21 protein-coding genes are annotated in these 19,214 nt (G+C 63.8%); 14 read left to right on the top strand and 7 right to left on the bottom strand.

Features of this window, described 5'->3' with window-relative positions; all coding sequences use genetic code 11:
- Window positions 1-22: 22 nt before the first annotated feature.
- Window positions 23-1,048, bottom strand: coding sequence for an aldo/keto reductase (locus UP06_RS34010; protein ID WP_045008070.1), 1,026 nt, complete (start codon window positions 1,046-1,048; stop codon window positions 23-25).
- Between the two features lie 119 nt (window positions 1,049-1,167).
- Window positions 1,168-2,073: a LysR substrate-binding domain-containing protein gene (locus tag UP06_RS34005; protein WP_045008069.1), complete on the bottom strand. Its 906-nt coding sequence runs from the start codon at window positions 2,071-2,073 to the stop codon at window positions 1,168-1,170.
- A 225-nt stretch (window positions 2,074-2,298) separates the two neighbouring features.
- Here UP06_RS34005 and UP06_RS34000 point away from each other — a divergent pair, with 225 nt between their 5' ends.
- Both UP06_RS34000 and UP06_RS33995 read left to right on the top strand, forming a co-directional pair.
- Entirely contained in the window at window positions 2,299-3,621 is a 1,323-nt protein-coding gene (locus tag UP06_RS34000) for an aspartate aminotransferase family protein (protein WP_045008068.1), read from the top strand.
- 19 nt (window positions 3,622-3,640) lie between these two features.
- Window positions 3,641-4,543 carry an amino acid ABC transporter substrate-binding protein gene (locus UP06_RS33995; protein ID WP_045008067.1) on the top strand — a complete coding sequence of 301 codons (903 nt, stop codon included), beginning with the start codon at window positions 3,641-3,643 and terminating at the stop codon, window positions 4,541-4,543.
- Window positions 4,544-4,567: 24 nt separating this feature from the next.
- On the opposite strand, the gene UP06_RS33990 is transcribed toward UP06_RS33995, so the two are convergent.
- Entirely contained in the window at window positions 4,568-5,524 is a 957-nt protein-coding gene (locus UP06_RS33990; protein ID WP_045008066.1) for an AraC-like ligand-binding domain-containing protein, read from the bottom strand.
- 197 nt (window positions 5,525-5,721) lie between these two features.
- Between UP06_RS33990 and UP06_RS33985 the strand changes: the two genes are divergently transcribed.
- Both UP06_RS33985 and UP06_RS33980 read left to right on the top strand, forming a co-directional pair.
- Window positions 5,722-6,738, top strand: coding sequence for a carbon-nitrogen hydrolase family protein (locus UP06_RS33985; RefSeq protein WP_045008763.1), 1,017 nt, complete (start codon window positions 5,722-5,724; stop codon window positions 6,736-6,738).
- Window positions 6,739-6,764: 26 nt separating this feature from the next.
- Complete coding sequence (locus UP06_RS33980; protein ID WP_045008065.1) at window positions 6,765-7,796, top strand: phenylacetaldoxime dehydratase family protein; 1,032 nt, start codon at window positions 6,765-6,767, stop codon at window positions 7,794-7,796.
- A 4-nt stretch (window positions 7,797-7,800) separates the two neighbouring features.
- Here the strand turns inward: UP06_RS33980 and UP06_RS33975 are convergent, their stop codons facing one another.
- A complete protein-coding gene (locus tag UP06_RS33975; protein ID WP_045008064.1) occupies window positions 7,801-8,439 on the bottom strand; it encodes an HAD family hydrolase in 639 nt (212 codons plus the stop codon).
- A gap of 304 nt (window positions 8,440-8,743) precedes the next feature.
- Here UP06_RS33975 and UP06_RS33970 point away from each other — a divergent pair, with 304 nt between their 5' ends.
- The 6 genes from UP06_RS33970 to UP06_RS33945 are packed head-to-tail and all read left to right on the top strand — an operon-like array spanning window position 8,744 to window position 13,454.
- Window positions 8,744-8,938 carry a hypothetical protein gene (locus UP06_RS33970; protein ID WP_045008063.1) on the top strand — a complete coding sequence of 65 codons (195 nt, stop codon included), beginning with the start codon at window positions 8,744-8,746 and terminating at the stop codon, window positions 8,936-8,938.
- A gap of 60 nt (window positions 8,939-8,998) precedes the next feature.
- Window positions 8,999-9,247: a type VI secretion system-associated protein TagO gene (locus UP06_RS33965; RefSeq protein WP_045008062.1), complete on the top strand. Its 249-nt coding sequence runs from the start codon at window positions 8,999-9,001 to the stop codon at window positions 9,245-9,247.
- Between the two features lie 45 nt (window positions 9,248-9,292).
- On the top strand, window positions 9,293-11,578 hold the full coding sequence (locus UP06_RS33960; protein ID WP_045008061.1) for a glycosyltransferase family 4 protein: 2,286 nt from the start codon (window positions 9,293-9,295) through the stop codon (window positions 11,576-11,578).
- Between the two features lie 34 nt (window positions 11,579-11,612).
- A complete protein-coding gene (locus tag UP06_RS33955) occupies window positions 11,613-12,914 on the top strand; it encodes a glycoside hydrolase family 130 protein (RefSeq protein WP_045008060.1) in 1,302 nt (433 codons plus the stop codon).
- Between the two features lie 59 nt (window positions 12,915-12,973).
- Window positions 12,974-13,216 (top strand): hypothetical protein, encoded by a 243-nt coding sequence (locus UP06_RS33950; protein WP_045008059.1) that lies wholly within the window; start codon window positions 12,974-12,976, stop codon window positions 13,214-13,216.
- A gap of 43 nt (window positions 13,217-13,259) precedes the next feature.
- Entirely contained in the window at window positions 13,260-13,454 is a 195-nt protein-coding gene (locus tag UP06_RS33945; RefSeq protein ID WP_045008058.1) for a hypothetical protein, read from the top strand.
- 82 nt (window positions 13,455-13,536) lie between these two features.
- Here UP06_RS33945 and UP06_RS33940 read toward each other — a convergent pair whose 3' ends face one another.
- Window positions 13,537-14,550, bottom strand: coding sequence for a TRAP transporter substrate-binding protein (locus UP06_RS33940; protein WP_045008057.1), 1,014 nt, complete (start codon window positions 14,548-14,550; stop codon window positions 13,537-13,539).
- 102 nt (window positions 14,551-14,652) lie between these two features.
- Between UP06_RS33940 and UP06_RS33935 the strand changes: the two genes are divergently transcribed.
- The 4 genes from UP06_RS33935 (at window position 14,653) to tsaA (ending at window position 17,328) form a co-directional block, all read left to right on the top strand.
- Window positions 14,653-15,612, top strand: a complete 960-nt coding sequence (locus UP06_RS33935) for a lytic transglycosylase domain-containing protein (RefSeq protein WP_045008762.1) — start codon at window positions 14,653-14,655, stop codon at window positions 15,610-15,612.
- Window positions 15,613-15,717: 105 nt separating this feature from the next.
- Window positions 15,718-16,458, top strand: a complete 741-nt coding sequence (locus UP06_RS33930; protein WP_045008056.1) for an AzlC family ABC transporter permease — start codon at window positions 15,718-15,720, stop codon at window positions 16,456-16,458.
- Window positions 16,455-16,805: an AzlD domain-containing protein gene (locus UP06_RS33925; RefSeq protein WP_045008055.1), complete on the top strand. Its 351-nt coding sequence runs from the start codon at window positions 16,455-16,457 to the stop codon at window positions 16,803-16,805. The genes UP06_RS33930 and UP06_RS33925 overlap by 4 nt, the downstream gene beginning before the upstream one ends.
- A 31-nt stretch (window positions 16,806-16,836) precedes the next feature.
- Window positions 16,837-17,328 carry a tRNA (N6-threonylcarbamoyladenosine(37)-N6)-methyltransferase TrmO gene (gene tsaA, locus UP06_RS33920; RefSeq protein WP_045008054.1) on the top strand — a complete coding sequence of 164 codons (492 nt, stop codon included), beginning with the start codon at window positions 16,837-16,839 and terminating at the stop codon, window positions 17,326-17,328.
- A 109-nt stretch (window positions 17,329-17,437) separates the two neighbouring features.
- Here tsaA and UP06_RS33915 read toward each other — a convergent pair whose 3' ends face one another.
- Together UP06_RS33915 and UP06_RS33910 are read right to left on the bottom strand one after the other, a co-directional pair.
- Window positions 17,438-17,866, bottom strand: a complete 429-nt coding sequence (locus UP06_RS33915) for an HIT domain-containing protein (RefSeq protein ID WP_045008053.1) — start codon at window positions 17,864-17,866, stop codon at window positions 17,438-17,440.
- A gap of 60 nt (window positions 17,867-17,926) precedes the next feature.
- Window positions 17,927-19,168, bottom strand: coding sequence for a GNAT family N-acetyltransferase (locus tag UP06_RS33910; protein WP_045008761.1), 1,242 nt, complete (start codon window positions 19,166-19,168; stop codon window positions 17,927-17,929).
- Window positions 19,169-19,214: the final 46 nt, after the last annotated feature.

The raw sequence follows: 19,214 nt of genomic DNA, 5'->3' as shown, positions 1-19,214 counted from the left end.
GATGTCGACTTTCCGAAGAGGTCTACACCGGCGGCGGATTGCGATCGGAGAACGTTCCCCGCTGATGCCAGTAGGGATAGGGCAGCGTCACCTTGCTCGCCGCGTCAAGCTTTGCGATCTGGTCCTTGGTCAGCGACCAGCCGACCGCGCCGAGATTCTCGCGCAGCTGGGTCTCGTTGCGCGCGCCGACGATCAGCGTCGAGACCGTCGGACGCTGCAATAGCCAGTTCAACGCGATTTGTGAGACGCTCTTGCCCGTCTCCTTGGCAACCTCGTCGATCGCCTCGACGACGCGATAGACGTGCTCGTCCGGCACGGGCGGCCCGAAATCGGCGGTCTTGGGCAGGCGGCTCACCTCCGGCTTCGGCTGTCCGCGGCGAATCTTTCCGGTCAAGCGGCCCCATCCGAGTGGCGACCAGACGACGGCGCCGAGCCCCTGGTCGAGGCCAAGCGGCATCAGCTCCCATTCGTAGTCGCGGCCGATCAATGAATAGTAAGTCTGATTGGCGACGTAGCGCGGAAAGCCGTGCTTGTCGGCAACACCGAGCGCCTTCATCAGGTGCCAGCCTGAAAAGTTCGAAACGCCGACGTAGCGGATCTTGCCGGTGCGCACGAGCCCATCGAGGGTCGCAAGCACCTCTTCAGGCGGGGTGAATGCGTCGAAGCCATGGAGCTGGAACAGATCGATGTAGTCGGTGCCGAGGCGGCTCAGCGCGCCATCGATGGCCGCGAGCAGATGTTGCCGTGACGAGCCGACGTCGTTGGGCCCGTCGCCGAAGCGGAACGTTGCCTTGGTCGAGACCAGCACCTTGTCGCGGCGGCCCTTGACGGCCTGCCCGAGAACGCGCTCGGATTCGCCGAGTGAATAGACGTCGGCGGTGTCGAACATCGACACACCGGCCTCGAGGCAGATATCCAAAAGGCGCCGCGCTTCGGTCGCGTCAGTCGTCCCCCATGCAGCAAGGCGGCCGACGCCGCCGAACGTGCCGGTTCCAAGGCTCAAAGCAGGGACCATGAGGCCAGACCGGCCCAAGCGTCGGTATTCCATCGATATGCTCCTCGGCTGGCCGCTGATTGATCCCTGCGGCCTTGGTGCCGGATGGTAATGCAAGCAAGCGCCGTGTCCTATTGCGCGCTCACATAGCGGCTCTGCCGGGGCCGCACGCGTTACGCCGCGCTCGTCGCCTGCAAATTCGCGGCCGTGATCTTCGCACGCAGCCAGGCCTCGAACGCGCCGACATGGCTGCGGCCTTTGGCTTCGGCGGACCGCACGAGATAATAGGACACCGTCTCGACCTCGAACTCGGGCTGGCGAAAAGGCGCGACGAGCGTGCCTTTGTCCAGCTCCTCGGCGGCGAGGATCTCGCTCTCGAGGACGACGCCGAGACCTTCGACAGCCGCGTCAATGGCCATGGTGGACCGGTCGAACCACAATTCGTGGCGGGCTTTGATCGTCGAGCCGGTGACCTTTCGCAGATAGTCGGTCCAGGTCAGTGCGTTCGACGAATGAATCAGCGTGGCGCGGGCGAGATCACCGGGTTCGTGAAGTCCGAGTTGCTCGATCAGCCGCGGGCTACAGAGCGGGCGCAGACGCTCCGCCAGGAGAGGCTCGATCTGCCGATTGTTCAGGACGGGCGGGCGTCCATAGGCAATGGCGAGATCGAAGCGAATGGTCTCGAGATCGCGCAAGTCGGCGATGGTTGACAGCCTGATCCCGATCTCCGGATGCTCGCCGATGAAATTCCCGATCCGCGGCTGAAGCCATTTGGCGGCAAAGCTCGGACCGCTCGCGATGAACAGATGATCGCGCTGCGACTGCGGCGCGACCAGCCGCGTTGCGCCCATGATCGTTCCGAATGCGCGCTCGATCTCGGCGGCATAGACGCGGCCGGCATTGGTGAGCACCGCGCGGCCGGCGTGGCGGGAGAAGACGCGAACGCCGAGGAAGTCCTCGAGCTTCTGGATGTGGTGGCTGATTGCGGAGGGCGTCACCCCGAGCTCCTCGGCGGCGCGGCTGAAGCTGCCGTGGCGGGAGGCTGCTTCGAATGCCAATAGCGCCTTGAGCGGAGGCATTCGCTGCCGCTGCGTTGACTCCGCTTCATCACCTGCTGAGTTTTTTGAACTGGCGCCCATTATGTCCGCTCGGTACGAATTTCTTGTTGCTCAGGCAAGTCTCGTACCGCAAGCGCCCCGAAGCAACAGCTACGTATCCCAAAACCGACCCGACAAAGTTGAGCGGCCTCCGCATCGACGCACCGCATGGCTGCGCGGCGGATGCCGCTTGCCCGAGGAGAACCGATGACTTCAGCGCTGAAACAGGCCGCCGACGAATTCCTCGTCCGCTATGGCGGAGACGTGTTCCCGAACCTCTTCACCTCGGCGAAGGGGACGATCGTGACTGACAGCGACGGGCGCGACTATCTCGATTTCACCTCGGGCCAGATGTGCGCCACTATCGGCCACAACCATCCGGCCATCGTCGCGGCGGTGGAGAGTGCAGGGAAGAAGGCCTTCCATCTCTTCAGCGGGATGATCCCCGAGGTGGTCGCCGAGCTCGCCCAGGTGCTGGCGAGGGATTGGCTGCCCGGCGATCTCAAGCGCTCGATCTTCATCAATACCGGTTCGGAAGCGACCGAAGTCGCGCTCCGGATGGCCAAGATGTACACCGGCGGCTACGAGGTACTCGTTCTCGGCGGCTCGTGGCACGGCATCACCGGCGGGGCGGCTTCGGTCTCCATGGCAAGCGACCGCAAGGGATATGGCGTGCCGGCGCCCGGCGTGTTCGTCATCCCCGAGCCGAACGCCTATCGGCCCTACATCGCAAAAGGCAGCGACGAGGAGTCCGCGCTCGCCAATCTCGAGATCGCCCTGAAGATGTTCGACATGCAGTCGAGCGGGCGGGGTGCGGCGATCATCGCTGAGCCCGTGATCAGCGCCGGTGGCGTGCTGGTGCCGCCGAAGGCGTTCATGGAGGCGCTGCGCAAGGCGGCCGATGAACGCGGCATGCTGCTCATCTTCGACGAGGCCCAGACGGCTTTCGGGCGCATCGGCAAGAAGACGGGATCCGAATATTTCGGGGTCGTTCCCGACATCATGACCATGTCGAAGACGCTCGGCGGCGGGCTTCCGCTTGCGGCGGTGTCGACCACCGAGGCGATCGAGAGCAAGCTGCACGAGGATCACTTCACCTACTACACCAGCCACGTCTCCGATCCCCTGCTTGCGGAGGTCGGACTCGCGGTGCTGCGCGTGATCACTGGAGAGAAGCTGGTCGAACGGGCCAACGTCATGGGCGCCTACCTGCGAAGCCGGTTCGAGGGGCTCCAGCAGAAATACGAGCAGATCGGCGACATCAGGGGCATGGGCCTTCTGCTTGGCGTCGAGCTGGTCACCGATCGCAACAGCCGGCACCCGGCTCACCAGCTTGGCGGCCTGACGACGAAGAAGTGTTTTGAGGATGGGCTGAGCATGAACATCCGCCGCCGCCCCGAGCGCGGATCGGTGTGGCGCATCGCGCCACCGTTGACCGTCTCGACCGAGGAAATCGACCGCGCTGTTGAGATCCTGGATCGGGCTTTGAGGGAAAGTCTCGACGAGCTGTCGCGAAACCCCGCTGCTTAGCAACTGGCCGGAGGCTGACATGATCCGCAGGAATTCGCCGACGTTTGCCGTTGCGGCCCTGTCGCTTGCGCTGCTCGATATTCGAGCGGCGCAAGCGGCGAGCCAGACCCTGGACAAGATCAAGGAGGTCGGCAAGATCACCTTCGGCTACCGCGAGGCGTCGATACCGTTCGCTTATCTCGGCGCAGATCAGAAACCGACCGGGCTCTCGCTCGACCTCTGTGCCGCAGTGGCCGACAAGATCAAAGTCATGTTGCAGCGGCTTGAGCTGGAGATCGAATACGTTCCGGTGAATGCGTCCAATCGCATTCCGCTGCTCCAGAACAGCACCATCGATGTTGAGTGCGGCAGCACGACCAATACGGCCGAACGGCAAAAGCAGGTGGCGTTCTCCGTTGCAACCTATGTGGCATCGCCGCGCTGGCTGGTGTCCGCCTCGTCGCCGCTGATGGAGCCGAAAGGACTTGACGGGCAGACCGTCGTCATCACGCAGGGCTCGCTGAATTTCGGGGTAGCCAAGAAGCTCCTCGATGACCAGAAGCTGAATGTGACGATCGTCCAGGCCAAGGACCATGCCGAGTCGCTCCTCATGCTGGGAACGGGCCGGGCCGCAGCGTGGTTCGAGGACGATATCCTGGTTGCCGGGCTGGTCGCGAACGCATCCGATCCCAAGGCATTCCGGATGTTGGCGGCTACTTATGCGCCGTCCTACTACGGGCTGATGACCCGCAGGGAAGATCCCGAGTTCAAGGCTCTTGTCGATGCCGCGATCAAGGAGAAGATGGCGTCCGGTGAATTCGGGAGGCTCTACGCGAAGTGGTTCGAGTCGCCGATTCCGCCGAAGGGACAGAGCCTCCAGCTTCCCATGAGCGAAGCGATGAAGGCCCGCGTCGCATCTCCCAGCGATGCGCTTGTGCCGTAGGCGGGGCTCGCGGCAGACCTCGCCTCAATGCCGCAACTGACTCTGCCGGAAGTCGCGCGGCGACATGCCAAAATGCTCGCGGAAGACGCGGCCGAAATGCGAGACGTCATTAAAGCCCCAGGCAAACGCAATCTCGCTGATGTGACGGTGAGCGAGCACGGGCGAGGCGAGGTCGCGCCTGCATTGGGCGAGGCGCTCAGCGAGCACATGGCGCTGGAACGAGGTGTCCTCATCGGCGAGGAGATCGTTCACGTAACGCGGTGAGATGCCGAGGGCTGCGGCGGTCTCGGGCAGCGACAGCTCGGGATCGGAGAGGTGACTGCGGATGTGCGCCTTGAGCCGGTAGAGCAGGGCGGAGCGATGGGTCGAGGACGGCAGCGACGCCTTGCCGAGCCGTTCGCTCAGTGCCATCGCCAATAGATCGACGGCCTGCTCCGACAGAGCGGCGGCATTGTTCGGCGCCAGCCGGTCCGCGCTCTGGCAGAGCTTGAAGATGAAATCATAGGCGAGCCGCTCGAGCGGTACGTCGGCGCCGAACGAGATCGCGGTGAGGGCCTCGGTGCCGCCGAGCCGCCGCTGCAACATCTCACGAGGCACCTTGAAGATGGTCTGCGTGAAGGTGTCGTTGAACTTCAGCTCATAGGGGCGCGTGGTGTCATAGAGGGCGAATTCGCCGGGATGGATCACGGTCTCGCGGCCGTCCTGCACCACACCTCCGTCGCCGCGATTGCCGAGCGCGACGAGAACAAAATCCTGATCCGAGCGCGCGATGCGCGAGGGCGTGCGGAACACGTGCTGGCGGTCGGAGCTGACGTCTGAGCATATGGCCTTGCCGAGCGGGGCCTGCGTGACCGAGCCGCGAAAGGCGCTGCCAAGGTCCGACTTGCAGTCGAGCCCGACGAAGACGTCGCAGACGATGTCCTGCCAGAGGGCCAGCCGCCGGTAGCCGGGACTGCCGTCCGTCGTGAACTGGATTGGCATCTGGAGAGCCTCCCTTTCACATCCTGTAAAGCCGCATGTTGGCGCAGATCCGGCCTGACCGGAGGCAAGTTCCGTACCGGGGCGGCAATTCCTCCCGGTCGAGTTTTTGTTCCGCCATGGTCGAGCGCCGGCCGCCCGCCTTGCCCCAATAGACTGCATCGGACGTGGTCTCCGATCAACCGGCAATGGAGGCGGCAATGGGCATCGAACATCCGAAATACAAGGTGGCGGTGGTGCAGGCGGCGCCGGCCTGGCTCGACCTCGACGCCTCGATCGACAAGTCGATCGCGCTGATCAGGGAGGCGTCGGAGAAAGGCGCCAAGCTGATCGCCTTTCCGGAAGCCTTCATCCCCGGTTACCCCTGGCATATCTGGATGGACTCGCCGGCCTGGGCGATCGGCCGCGGTTTTGTGCAGCGCTATTTCGACAATTCGCTGTCCTATGACAGTCCGCAGGCCGAGCGGCTGCGTGACGCCGTGCGCAAGGCGAAGCTGACGGCGGTGCTCGGCCTGTCCGAACGTGACGGCGGCAGTCTCTATCTCGCGCAATGGCTGATAGGGCCCGATGGCGAAACCATTGCCAAGCGCCGCAAGCTACGGCCGACCCATGCCGAGCGCACTGTCTATGGAGAGGGCGACGGTAGCGATCTCGCCGTTCACGCCCGGTCCGACATCGGCCGCATCGGCGCGCTGTGCTGCTGGGAACATCTCCAGCCGCTGTCGAAATACGCCATGTATGCCCAGAACGAGCAGGTGCACGTCGCGGCGTGGCCGAGTTTCTCACTCTACGATCCCTTCGCGCCGGCGCTTGGCGCCGAGGTCAACAATGCCGCCTCGCGCGTCTATGCGGTCGAGGGCTCCTGTTTCGTGCTGGCGCCTTGCGCAACCGTGTCGCAGGCCATGATCGACGAGCTCTGCGACCGGCCCGACAAGAACGCGCTGCTGCATGTGGGCGGCGGGTTCGCTGCGATCTACGGGCCCGACGGCAGCCAGATTGGCGACAAGCTCGCGCCGGACCAGGAGGGGTTGTTGATCGCCGAGATCGATCTCGGAGCGATTGGCGTCGCCAAGAACGCGGCCGATCCTGCCGGGCATTATTCGCGGCCCGACGTGACGCGGCTGCTGCTCAACAAGAAGCGCTATCAGCGCGTCGAGCAGTTTGCGCTGCCGGTCGACACTGTCGAGCCCACGGACATTGCAGCGGCGTCGAGCTGAGTGCGGCAGGCAGGGGAGGCTTGATCATGGAATCCGCTATTCCTCAGAATCTGGAAATGAAGCGCACGCGCCACAAGCGGGTACCGGACGATTACCAGCCGCCATATCCGTCGTTCGTGGCGCGCTACAAGCCCGCGGTGAGCCGCGTCGTGATGGCCTATTTCGGCGTGCAGCATCGCGGCACGGTGCCGGCGGCAGCGACCGACGCGCTGAAGGAAATCGCAGGGCTCTTCGCTGCCGAGCATGGTCCCTCTCATTGGGACCGCGCGCACTATGTCGACCAGGCCGGCCATGAGAATGTGGTCTCGGTCGCCTATTGGGACGACGTCGCACGCTTCGACTCCTGGTTTGCTTCGGCGCGCGAGGCCTGGACTGGCAAAGCGCGAGAGGGCGTCGGCACCTTCATCGAGGTGTTGCGCCCCTCGGTCGAGCGGCATGAGACGCTGTTCTCCTCGCTCGGTCGGGCCGAGGGGGTCGCCGTCATCGCCGACGGCATGAGCGGCGAGGTGCAGGAGCACGCTTATTGGGGCGGCATGCGCGACCGCATTCCGCTGTCGCAGACCGACGCGATGGCGCCTGGCGGGTCTCCAGAACTGATCCGTGACGGAGCGCGGCTGCGCGTGAAAGCGCATGACAATCTCTGCCTGATCCGCTCGGGACAAGACTGGAGTGACACAGAAGCGTCGGAGCGAAAACTCTATCTCGACGATGTCGAGCCGGTGCTGCGCGAGGGCATGGACTTTCTACGCGACGATGGCCTTGCGATCGGCTGCTACGCCAATCGTTACATGGGCGTGCTCTCCGCCGACGGCAGCGCGAGCGAAAAATCCTACGGCCAGAGCTGGTGGAAGAGTCTCGCTGCGCTGGAGCGCTGGGCGGAGTCGCATCCAACCCATGTCAAGATTTTTGGCGCGGCGATGAAGTATCTATCCACGCTCGGGCCCTCAGCAAAACTGCGGCTCTATCATGAGGTCACGGTAGCGACCGCGGACGAACAGTTCTTCGAATATCTGAACTGCCATTCGAAGACAGGCATGCTGGCGGCGGTCGAAGGGTGAACGCCTAGGCCACGCAATGGCCGAGCAGCTCGGGGTGTGCGGCGCAGATGTGATGTGCGCCGGCATCCCTCAGCTCGGCCTCGCTGCCATAGCCATAGAGCACGCCGATCGCGGTCATGCCGTTGGTGCGGGCGCCGACCACGTCGTGGCTGCGGTCGCCGATCATGATCGCGCTGGCGGGATCGACCCTGGCTTCGTCGAGCGCGTAGCGCAGCAGGTCGCGCTTGTCGACGCGCGTGCCGTCGAGCTCGGAGCCGAACACGCGCTCGAAATAGGGTTTCAGGCCGAAATGATCGACGATGCGGGAGGCATAGACCACGGGCTTGCTGGTCGCGACGAACATGCGCGGCGTTGTCGCGGCAAGCGTTGTCAGGGTGTCCATGATACCGGCATAGGCCTCGTTCTCGAACAGGCCGATGTCGCTGAAGCGCTCGCGGTAGAGCAGGAGGGCTCGATCGGCGAGTTTCTCGCTGCCGGTCAGCTTTTGCAGGCTGGCATGCAGCGGCGGCCCGATGCACCAGGTCAACTCGTTCTCGGTCGGCACCGCGAGGCCCAGCCGCTCCAGAGCGTACTGGATCGAACGGGTGATCCCGGGTTTTGGGTTGGTCAGCGTGCCGTCGAGATCGAAATAGATTGTCACCATGCTGGTCGTGCCCGTGTTGATGCTGCCGTCTATATTGCGTGACCTAAACGAGGCCGCAGGCCAAGGCAACGCCGCCGCGTCGATGTCGCGTACGGTTTTAAAGCTCGCTATTCGCAGGGCGTAAGCGTAGAGTCCGCCGATCACCGCCCTTCCCATGGCATCCATCGGTGACTGAGGGTCACTCGCGCTCCCGCCGAACGAGGAGGAGGGCGCATGCCTCGATTTCGCCTGGCCGAGTGGATCGTGCCGCCGGTGATCGTCCCGCTGTTTTTATTGTTCCTGGTGGCTGCTGCGGCCTTTCTGCGTGGATAGGACTTCGCTCCAATATCTGGTGAGCGGACGCGATCAAAGCGGCTTTGTGAGCTTGGGCCGCACCACGACGGCTGCCGCTTTGAAAAAGGCGAGGGAGCTGTTGCAGGAAGGCTATATCGACGTCCGGATATGCACGCCGCAAGGCCGGATTCTGCTCTCCGACGAGTTCGATCAGTTCGAGGCATGAGGAGCCGCCGTCGGCTCATCAAACGGCGCGCCCGGATTCTCCGACAGGAAACATAACTGCATGAAAATACTTATCGTCGCATTGGCGCTTGGCACATTCGTGCAGGGTGCTGTCGCGAAAGAGCCGGACTGCCGTGCGATTGAAAGCACGAGCGGACGGCTCGCCTGTTACGATGCTGCGTTTCCGCCAAAAGCGCAGCAAGCCACTGCTGCCGAAAAAGACGGAGCGCGGGCTGCCTACAAAGACCCGTTCATGGCGGAAGAGGCCAGAACCGCAGCCAAGCTGAAGAATATCTGCCGCGGTTGCTGAGGCCGTGCATTTTTCGACATCAAGAGAAAGCATCGAGGTGCCGACATGACGCCGCTCCGCCGTATTGCCGTCATCGGCAACTCGCTGCCTCGCCGGTGCGGAATTGCGACCTATACGACCGACCTGAAGAACGCGATATCGGTTTCGCGCCAGGATCTGGAGACTTGCATCGTGGCAATGACCGATCGCGGTCAAGCCTATGATTATCCTCCGGCGGTCGCGTTCCAGATCAAGGACGGCAATATCGAGGACTACATGCGGGCCGCGGATTTCCTCAATGCCGGCCGGTTCGACACCGTGTGTTTGCAGCACGAGTTCGGGATTTTCGGCGGTGAAGCCGGGGCCCATATCCTTGTGCTGTTGTCCCGCCTTGCCATGCCGGTGGTGACGACGTTCCATACCGTTCTGGCCAATCCGACACCTGCGCAACGGATGGTGATGGAGCGCATCGTCGAGGCGTCGTCGAAGGTCGTGGTGATGGCCCATAAGGGCCGCGAACTGCTGCGTGACGTCTACCTGGTGCCCGACGACAAGATCGAGGTTATCGCCCACGGTATTCCCGATGTCGCCTTCGCCGCGCCCGATGCAGCGAAAGTCACCCTCGGATTTGAGCAGAAATCGGTCATTCTGACATTCGGCCTGTTGTCACCGAACAAAGGCATCGAGGTCATGATCGACGCCATGCCGTCGATTCTGAAGCGCTGCGCGAATGCGGTGTATGTCGTGCTCGGCGCAACGCACCCCAATCTGGTCAAAAACCAGGGCGAGGCCTATCGCGAGAGCCTGATGGCGCGGGTGCGCGAACTCGGAATTGACGACCACGTGGTGTTCTTCGACCGGTTTGCCGATCTGGCGACGCTGCTCGAATTCATCTCGATGTGCGACGTCTATGTCACGCCCTATCTCAACGAGGCTCAGATGACCTCTGGAACCCTGGCCTACAGCTTCGGACTGGGGAAGCCGGTGGTCTCGACGCCTTACTGGCACGCACGCGAATTGCTTGCCGACGGGTGCGGTGTGCTGGTGCCTTTCGGCGATTCCGCGGCGATCGGCAACGAGATCGCGAACCTGCTGACCGACGATGCCCGCCGGCACGCGATGTCTCGGCGCGCCTATGCGGCGAGCCGGATGATGACATGGGAGCGCGTGGCTGAGAGCTACGTGTCCGTCTTCGAGAATGCGCGGCAAGGTCATCGGTTGAAGGTCTTCGCGCGCCCCGAGATGAACACGCCGGAGCCACGTAGCCCTGCGCCGCCCGATATGCAGATCAGCTATTTCCTGTCGATGTGCGATGATGTCGGCCTGTTCCAGCACGCGGTCCATTCGGTGCCGGATCGCGCGCACGGCTATTGCGTGGACGACAATGCCCGAGCGCTGTTGCTGGCCTGCGCCCTCAACAGTCCAGGCGAACAGCCCCTGTCGGAAGTCCTGACGAGCCGGTTTGCGGCATTCGTGCAGCACGCCTGGAACCCTGACACCGGGCAATTTCGCAACTTCATGGGCTTCAATCGAACCTGGCTCGAAGACAGAGGGTCCGAAGACAGTCACGGGCGGACGCTATGGGCCTTGGGTGAGGCCGCACGCAGAGACGCAAGTCCGTCGCGGCGCCTGTGGGCTGCCGCCTTGTTCGCCCGGGCATTGTCGATCGCGGAGAGCTTTCGTTCGCCCCGCGCGTGGGCGTTCATGCTGCTGGGTTTGGACGCCTATTGCGCTGTAACTCCGGACGATCTGCACGCCAGGGAAGTCCGGCATTCCCTTGCCGGCAGGTTGATGTCCTGTCTGGCCTCGGTCGAGACGCCGGACTGGGTGTGGTTCGAGGAAGGGCTGGCCTACGACAATGCGCGATTGCCGCAGGCCCTGATACTCACGGGCGTGGCGACGCAAACGCCTCAATATCTCGATGCCGGATTGCGGTCTCTGCGCTGGCTCATGACGCAACAGACGACCGCGGCAGGGCATTTCCGGCCGGTCGGCACCGCCGGCTTCGGCGAACGGCGGCAACATCCCCGTGCATTTGATCAGCAGCCCGTGGAGGCAACGGCAACGATCGCTGCCTGCCTCACCGCGTGGCGTGCCGACGGCGATGCCGAATGGAAAGCCAAGGCCACGCGGGCCTTCGCCTGGTTCCTCGGCAGCAACGATCTCTCGGTGGCGCTGGTCGATCCGCTTACTGGCAGTTGCCGGGATGGCTTGCACCCCGATCGTGCCAACGAAAACCGCGGGGGCGAGTCGGTTGTTTGTTATCTCCTTGGACTCGCGGAAATGCGTCAGCTTGCGCGCGTCAACCCGAGCCTGACAAGGCCCACAGCCTTGCGCGCCGTGAGCGCCTGAACTTCATCCTTTCATTCAGCGAGCCGAGGATACCGTGTCACAAGCTTCTTTCCTGAACCGGCAGGGGCTTCATTTGCGCCCCGATCCGGCGCGAGTCATCGTGCGGCCCTTCAAGCCGACGACCGAACCCCGCGACCTGAACCCGACCGACAAGATGCGTGCAAATCATATCGTCGACCGGGTTCTCGCGCTCAGTTCGGAAGCCGTCGCGGTTCAGCTTGCGGATGTCCTCGACAATTTCCAGGGGCGACATCGTAACCTCCTGGAGAGGTTCGAGACCCGCGCGGACGAAATGGAGGATGCTTTCGCGACGCATGGCGTCTTCTCGAAGAGCCAGCGTCAGCTGGTCGGCGCCTATTTTCTCAGTGAATATTCGTTCGAAGCCTCCGCCTTGTTCAACCCCAGCATCGTCCCGCACCCCGATCAATCGGGGGCGCCGAAAGGGGGTCTGCGCTTCATCATCAGTCTCCGCGGCGTCGGCGAGGGGCATGTCTCGTCACTGACGTTTCGAACCGGAACGATTGCGGCTGACGGAAGCCTGGCCGTCGACCCGACGGCGCGCCTTGCCTCGGTCCCCAGGATCACCGATCGCGTATCCGGGCCGGACGGTGACCGTGTGGAATTGACGTTCAGGCCTGAGGAAGACCTCAGCGAGCGGGTCATCTTTCCCATTACCGAATCCCAATCGAACGGCATCGAGGATGCGCGCTTTGTCAAATTCAGCGATGGCGATCGGGAGACCTATTACGCGACCTATACGGCCTACAGCGGACGCGCGATCCGGTCGGAATTGATCGAGACCGGCGATTTCATGTCGTTTCGACTGACGCCATTGCGGGGGGCTGCGTCATACAACAAGGGCATGGCGCTGTTCCCACGCAAGATCGGCGGCCGCTACGCCATGATCGCGCGACAAGACAATGAGAATCTGTACCTGCTCTATTCGGACGACCTCTACACGTGGGAAGGCGGCGGGGTCCCCCTTCTGAAACCGCAATTTCCCTGGGAGTTCGTCCAGATCGGTAATTGCGGGTCGCCGATCGAACTTGACGAAGGTTGGCTGCTGCTGACGCACGGTGTCGGTCCGATCCGTAAATACTCGATCGGAGCCGCGCTCCTCGACAAGCGCGATCCGTCCAAGGTGCTGGCGCGTTCGGTCGAGCCGCTGTTGCGGCCTGAACCGTCCGAGCGCGAAGGGTATGTCCCCAACGTCGTCTACACCTGCGGTGCGATGCGGCACAATGACCAGATCATCTTGCCATATGCCGTGTCGGACACCTTCTCCAGTTTCGCAACGATCAGGATTTCCGCGCTCATCGAAGCGATGCGCCGCTGAGCGCGGCCTTCACGGTCGTTGACGTCAACTCCGTTTGCCAACAGGTCAGAGGTGCCGTCATGGTCCGTGAAACAACCTACGTGGTGCAGGCGTTCAACGCCGGCAAGGGTGGAAATCTGAAGGCCGACCCTCCCATCGTCTGCAAGTCCGAAAGCGGCGCGCTGCGAACGGCGGAGAGACTGGCATTGAGCAAACTCGGCGTCGTTGCGTTCTCGTCCAGCGGCGATGCCGAAATGGGTGACTATGATGATGAACCTACGGTGTTCTTCCGAAAGGGCGAGCTTCCGGGAGGCTTCGACTGAGTCCTGAGGTCGCGGCCGAGCAGATGTTGGTGGAGAAGCAGAGATGAACGCGCGACTTGAAATATTGAAGAAGGCTCGTGATCGCATGATCGAGGACAGAGATCCGCATGCAAAGGTACTGGCCGCTCCTTTTGATCATGACAAGGCCGAGCGAGCACGGAACAAATTCGTCGAGCTTCAGACACTGATCGATGCCCTCGACCGCGCAATCAGCGCAGAAAAGCCCGTCTCGACTTAAGACCGAAGCGGGCGAAAGGCGGGACTGGCGGACATTTCATCGCCGGACCGTAGCGGCGTGCCGACGGCCGCCGCGGTTCGCCTTATTGCTGTCTCGCCCATTCGACGATCGCAGTCGCATCCGCGCCGGCCTGGGCCTCCCACGTGGCGATTGCGCCCGTTGCGGCCGTTCGAAGCGCGGCGACGAGCGACGCCGGTGCGGGCTCGGTGATGTTGACGCCGTTGTCGCGCATGCGCGCATAATTCTCGACGGTGCGATGGGCCAGCAGCGCAAACTGGCTTTGCTCGGTCTCGGCTGCGGCGACCAGCACCTCGCGCTGCATCGGTTCGGGCAGCGCGGCAAACGCCTCGCTGCGGACGAAGGCGATCGAGACCGGCATCGCGTAGTTGATGGCCGTGAAATAGGGCAGGAAGTCCCAGAGCTTGCGTCCCGCGCCGCCATCGCCGGAGGTGAGGAAAGCATTCAGCCGGCGCTCCCTGAGCCCGGCAAGCGCCGTGTCCATCGGCAGGAATTGCGCGTTCGCGCCGGCCGCGCGCATCACCTCGCTCGAATTGGCATCGTAGGCCCGCAAGTTCAGCTTCGGTAAATCGTCAGCCCCTGCAAGCGAACGGTCCGACCAGAGGCCCGTCGCCGGCCAGATCGTCAGATAGAGCAGCTTGAGACCGCGCGCTGCCAACGCCTTCTCGTAGAGCGGGCGGGCCCGCGCATTGGCGGCGCGGGCGATGTCGGCCGATTGGACCAGGAAGGGCAGGGTGGAGAGGCCGAGCACGGGGTCGAGGCCGGACAGTGCACCCGCAAAGGCATCACCGCCGGCGATCCGGCCATCGGCCGCGGCGCGAGGCATCTCGCCCGAGCTGATCTTGAGCTCGTTGTCGAAGGCGTTGGCCACGGTCACGAAACCGTTTGTGCGCGTGGCGACCCGATCGGCGAAACTGGTCAGCCCGATCCCGGAAATGTTGTTTTGCGGGTATTCCGTGGTCATCCGCCAATTGACTTGCGCCATGGCCGGCGCGGCGGACAGGATAGTTGCGGCGATGGCAAGGACCGCGCGGATCCGTTTGGCGGGGAAGCGCATTGGGAGAAACAGGTCAGGCATATATTGGCAACTCGTCGAACCATGGCACGATGCCACAACATGGCAGATCACCTTGTTGCATGCCGCGCCGGCGCGCGCCACCGCGATGCCTGCACGCAGTTGATGCAGATTGCATGGCGCGTCATCGCCGCACTGCTCGTCTCGGTGACACAGGCGGCGGCATGGGATAGCTCACCGGCAAAAACTGACGTCGCGGTCCCGAGCGTCGAGGAGCTTGCGATGCCGCCCGAGAAGCCGGCGGATGCGCGTGAGAGCGACACGCGGGAATCGATCTGCCTGATCATCGAGGCGGCCGCGCGCGATGCCAATCTGCCGTTGGAATTCTTCGCCCGCGTGATCTGGCAGGAGAGCCGTTTCCAGGTCGATGCGGTGGGCCCGATGACGCGCAGCGGCGAGCACGCGCAGGGGATTGCGCAGTTCATGCCGGGCACCGCCAGCGAGCGCGGGCTGCTCAATCCTTTCAATCCGGTCCAGGCGCTGCCGAAGTCGGCTGAGTTTTTGAATGAGCTGCGCAACCAGTTCGGCAATCTCGGCCTGGCTGCGGCTGCTTACAATGCCGGGCCACGGCGGGTGCAGGAATGGCTCGCCGGCACCGGCGGAATGCCCGAGCAGACCCGCAACTATGTCTTCGCCATCACCGGTGCGACGGTCGATGCGTGGGCCAAGGCGGGCAGCACAGGCAAGGGACCAGCGAGCTCGCCGCCGACGAGCTGCCGCGATCTGATGGCGCTCCTGAAGCGTGCGCCAAATCCCTTCGTGGCCGAGCTCGAGCAGCATGTGCAGCTCGCCGCCGCAAAGATCTGGGGCGTGCAACTTGCCGCGGGCTTCGACCGCAACAAGGCGCTGGCGATGTATTCCCGCGCGGTGACGCGCCTGAGTGCCGTGATCGGTGACCGCGATCCGAGCCTGCTCTCCTCGGTGATGCGCAGCCGCGGCACGCGCGCCTTCTACCTGGTGCGCATCGGTGCCGACACACGCAGCGAGGCGGACGATCTCTGCAACCGTATCCGCAAGGCTGGCGGCGCCTGCTTCGTGCTGAAGAACCGCGGTGTGACCGGGTAGGGCGCTCGCCTTGCACGCATGCCAGCCCCGCCGCGCGCTTCCTTGACGAGGCCGGCCGCATTGCCCGTTATGCGGGCACGATTCCTCACCCCGGCCAAAATTCCCGTGGCATTTCCTCCGCTCGATTCACCTCAATGGCAAAGCCCCTGGCGCGCCTTTGCGTGGGGGCTGCGAGCCATCACGCAGACGATCCTCACTCTCGTCCTGTTCGCAACCTACCTCGGCATTGGCGCGCTCGCCCACGACACCCATTTCAGCCTGGCCTGGGCGCTCGCCTCGACGCTGTTCGTCTGGGCCGGTCCGGCCCAGATCATTTTGATCACCACGCTCGGCTCAGGCGCGACCGTGATTCAGTCGGCGATCGCGGTCACCGTCAGCGCCATCCGCCTGTTTCCGATGGTGGTCTCGGTGCTGCCGCTGATGCGCACGCCGACGACCAAGCGGCGTGAGCTGTTCTTCGCGGCGCATCTCACGGCCGTGACGCTGTGGGTCGAATGCCACCGCTTCCTGCCGCAGGTGCCGCGCGAGCGGCGGATCGCCTTCGTCAACGGACTTGGCTTCGGTCTGGTCTCGGTGTGTCTTACTGCCAACACGATCGGCTATTTCCTCGCCGCCAACCTGACGCAGACGCTGGGCGCCGCGATCCTGCTGCTCACGCCGCTGTCTTTCTTGTTCTCGACCGCGCGCAACAGCCGCGAAGTCGCGGACGTTGTCGCGCTGGCGCTCGGAGTTCTACTTTATCCGCTGGCCGCGAAGATGAGCTCCGGCCTCGACATCCTCGTCAGCGGCCTGGTGGCTGGCACGATCGCCTATGGCGTGCACTGGTGGCGTGAGGTGCGCGCATGAGCGCCGCGCAACTCATTGGCGACTGGCACGCGCTGTTCGTGCTCTTCGTCGCCGGCGTCATTCCCAATCAGATCTGGCGCATGCTCGGCCTGTGGTTCGGTGGCGGCATCGACGAGGGCTCGGAGCTTTTGGTCTGGGTGAGGGCGGTCGCGACCGCGATCCTGGCCGGTGTCATCGCCCAGATCGTGGTCGAGCCGCCGGGCGCGCTTGCGAGCGTGCCGGACGTGCTGCGCTATGGTGCGGTGTGCGCCGGGCTCGTCGTGTTCCTGCTGACCCGCCGCTCGATCTTTGCGGGCGTGGTCGCCGGCGAAGTCTTCATGCTGGCCGGCAAGTGGTGGTTGGGCTAAAATCGCTTCCGAATAGCAGGGAACTGGACATATGGTTCGCGAAAACGAGCTCCGCGAGGGCGAGGTCGCCATCGAGCTGCCGCCGACGCAGGACGCCGGCCTTTTCTTCATCGGTCGTATCCGCACACCCTGGACCTCGCGGCTGGAGACGCCGCGGCAGGGTCGCGTCGACGGTCCAGTGTGCCGGCTGGAGATTTTCGAGCCGTTTGTGCCGGCGATCAAGGGCGTCGACTTCTACAGCAATCTCGAAGTGCTGTACTGGCTCGACAAGTCGCGCCGCGACATCGTCCTGCAAAGCCCGAAGAACAACGAGAAAACCCGCGGCACGTTTTCGCTGCGCTCGCCGGTGCGGCCCAATCCGATCGGCACCTCGATTGTGAAGCTCGTCGGCATCGAAGGCAGCACGATCCTGGTGCGCGGCCTCGACTGCATCGACCATACGCCGCTGATCGACCTCAAGCCCGACCGTTGCGAGTTCACGCCGTTGGCCGCGCCGCAGGCGGGGGATTTTCAGACGGAGTGAGGGGGCGATCGTAGCCCGCATGGAGCGAAGCGATATGCGGGGGCGGTCCCGGATTGCGCTTCGCTCCATCCGGGCTACGGGGCGCTCGCAATGACGAGCGGAGAGAGACTTAGCCCGCCTTCAGCGCCGCGATCAGCTTGGTCGCGTTCTCTTCCAGTACCTTGACGTCTTCCTTGCGGCTCGCGGGCGGCAGCATCGCCACGCCATCGTGGCGCGGCATCACGTGCATGTGCAAATGAAACACGACCTGTCCGCCGGCCGCCTCGTTGAACTGCTGCACGGTGATGCCGGCGGCGTTAAACGCCTTCATCGCGGCAGCGGCGATTCTGTGCGCGCCGCGGGCCACATGGGCGTAATCGTCGGGCTTGATGTCGAGGATGTTGCGGGCAGGGGCCTTCGGGATCACCAGCGTGTGGCCGGGTACGCGCGGCATGATGTCGAGGAAAGCGAACACGTGCTCGTCCTCATAGACCTTGTGGCAGGAAAACTCGCCGCGCAGGATCTTTGCAAAGATGTTGTTGGGGTCGTAGGCGGTCATGACGGCTCCTCAGCGGCTCCCTGGAATTTTGCGCTTACTGTCACCAGCCACAGCACACCGTCAAGGCGCCTCGTCGGCGTCTTTCCGGAACGGGCCGAGCTCGGCCAGCTCCCGGCCGGCCTCCGCGACATAGGCACGCTCGCGCTTGAGGTAATCGGCGATAGCGCGGCGCAGACCCTGATCGGCGATGAAGTGGGCGGAATGGGTGGTCCGCGGCAGGTAGCCGCGCGCGATCTTGTGCTCGCCTTGCGCGCCGGCCTCGACATGGGTCAGGCCGCGCTTGATCGCGAAATCGATCGCCTGGTAGTAGCAGACCTCGAAGTGCAGGAACGGATGATGCTCGACCGCGCCCCAGTTGCGGCCGAACAGCGTGTCCGAGCCGATGAAGTTGATCGCGCCCGCGATCCAGCGGTCGTTGCGGCGGGCCATCACCAGCAGCACGTCATCGCTCATGGTCTCGCCGATCAGCGAGAAGAATTCGCGCGTGAGGTAAGGCCGGCCCCATTTGCGCGAGCCGGTCTCCATGTAGAACCCGAAGAAGGCGTCCCAGGCGTCCTCCGTGATGTCGCGGCCCGTGAGCCAGTGGATCGTGATCCCGGCGGCGAGCGCGTCACGCCGCTCGCGCTTGATCGACTTGCGGTGGCGCGAGTTCAGGGTCGCCAAAAAGTCGTCGAAGCTCGCAAAGCCCTCGTTATGCCAGTGGAACTGCTGGTCGGTGCGCTGGAGGAAGCCGTGCTCCGCGAGCAGCTTCCATTCAGCCTCGCGCGCGAAGGTGACGTGTACCGAGGAGGCCTTGCTGACGCCGCACAGCGCCACCAGCCCGCCCGCCAGCGCCTCCGCGATGCGCTCGCGATCAACGCCGTCACGGATCAGCAGCCGCGGCCCCGTCGCCGGCGTGAAGGGAACTGAGACCTGGAGCTTTGGATAGTAGCGGCCGCCGGCCCGCTCATAGGCGTCCGCCCAGCCGCGGTCGAAGACGTATTCGCCTTGCGAATGCGATTTCAGATAGCAGGGCACGACGCCGGCGACGCGGCCGTCGATCTTGGCCACGAGATGCCGCGGCCCCCAGCCGGTGCGCACAGTCGCCGAACCTGATTTCTCAGCGGCGGACAAAAATGCGTGCGAGACGAAAGGGTTGTAGGCAGGTTTTGAGAGGCCGAGAGAATCGCCTGGAAGCCCGGATGAGGTTCCTGCGCCATGCCCGTTGCACTTGCCGCCGGGATTGGCGCAGGCGTCCCAATCCTCGGCAGATACCTCGCCAATCGAGGGTACAGCCTCGAGTGTGATTTCAGATGATGCCATCTTGCCCAAGATCGTGCATTGCAGCAGCGACTTCAAGAGTAGGGAA

The organism is Bradyrhizobium sp. LTSP857 (assembly GCF_000938285.1).
Classification (GTDB): domain Bacteria; phylum Pseudomonadota; class Alphaproteobacteria; order Rhizobiales; family Xanthobacteraceae; genus Bradyrhizobium.
The sequence above is the reverse complement of the archived record's forward strand: the minus strand, read 5'-3'. Positions and strand labels throughout refer to the sequence as shown.

What these genes read in the sequence shown, in the direction of transcription:
- UP06_RS33985 (WP_045008763.1), top strand. Translation starts at nt 5,722, where the DNA reads ATGGGCATCGAACATCCGAAATACAAGGTGGCGGTGGTGCAGGCGGCG.
- UP06_RS33910 (WP_045008761.1), bottom strand. Translation starts at nt 19,168, where the DNA reads ATGGCATCATCTGAAATCACACTCGAGGCTGTACCCTCGATTGGCGAG.
- UP06_RS33990 (WP_045008066.1), bottom strand. Translation starts at nt 5,524, where the DNA reads ATGCCAATCCAGTTCACGACGGACGGCAGTCCCGGCTACCGGCGGCTG.
- UP06_RS33960 (WP_045008061.1), top strand. Translation starts at nt 9,293, where the DNA reads ATGACGCCGCTCCGCCGTATTGCCGTCATCGGCAACTCGCTGCCTCGC.
- UP06_RS33915 (WP_045008053.1), bottom strand. Translation starts at nt 17,866, where the DNA reads ATGACCGCCTACGACCCCAACAACATCTTTGCAAAGATCCTGCGCGGC.
- UP06_RS33975 (WP_045008064.1), bottom strand. Translation starts at nt 8,439, where the DNA reads ATGGTGACAATCTATTTCGATCTCGACGGCACGCTGACCAACCCAAAA.
- UP06_RS33940 (WP_045008057.1), bottom strand. Translation starts at nt 14,550, where the DNA reads ATGCCTGACCTGTTTCTCCCAATGCGCTTCCCCGCCAAACGGATCCGC.
- UP06_RS33950 (WP_045008059.1), top strand. Translation starts at nt 12,974, where the DNA reads ATGGTCCGTGAAACAACCTACGTGGTGCAGGCGTTCAACGCCGGCAAG.
- tsaA (WP_045008054.1), top strand. Translation starts at nt 16,837, where the DNA reads ATGGTTCGCGAAAACGAGCTCCGCGAGGGCGAGGTCGCCATCGAGCTG.
- UP06_RS33935 (WP_045008762.1), top strand. Translation starts at nt 14,653, where the DNA reads ATGCAGATTGCATGGCGCGTCATCGCCGCACTGCTCGTCTCGGTGACA.
- UP06_RS33965 (WP_045008062.1), top strand. Translation starts at nt 8,999, where the DNA reads ATGAAAATACTTATCGTCGCATTGGCGCTTGGCACATTCGTGCAGGGT.
- UP06_RS33925 (WP_045008055.1), top strand. Translation starts at nt 16,455, where the DNA reads ATGAGCGCCGCGCAACTCATTGGCGACTGGCACGCGCTGTTCGTGCTC.
- UP06_RS33980 (WP_045008065.1), top strand. Translation starts at nt 6,765, where the DNA reads ATGGAATCCGCTATTCCTCAGAATCTGGAAATGAAGCGCACGCGCCAC.
- UP06_RS33995 (WP_045008067.1), top strand. Translation starts at nt 3,641, where the DNA reads ATGATCCGCAGGAATTCGCCGACGTTTGCCGTTGCGGCCCTGTCGCTT.
- UP06_RS34005 (WP_045008069.1), bottom strand. Translation starts at nt 2,073, where the DNA reads ATGCCTCCGCTCAAGGCGCTATTGGCATTCGAAGCAGCCTCCCGCCAC.
- UP06_RS33945 (WP_045008058.1), top strand. Translation starts at nt 13,260, where the DNA reads ATGAACGCGCGACTTGAAATATTGAAGAAGGCTCGTGATCGCATGATC.
- UP06_RS34000 (WP_045008068.1), top strand. Translation starts at nt 2,299, where the DNA reads ATGACTTCAGCGCTGAAACAGGCCGCCGACGAATTCCTCGTCCGCTAT.
- UP06_RS34010 (WP_045008070.1), bottom strand. Translation starts at nt 1,048, where the DNA reads ATGGAATACCGACGCTTGGGCCGGTCTGGCCTCATGGTCCCTGCTTTG.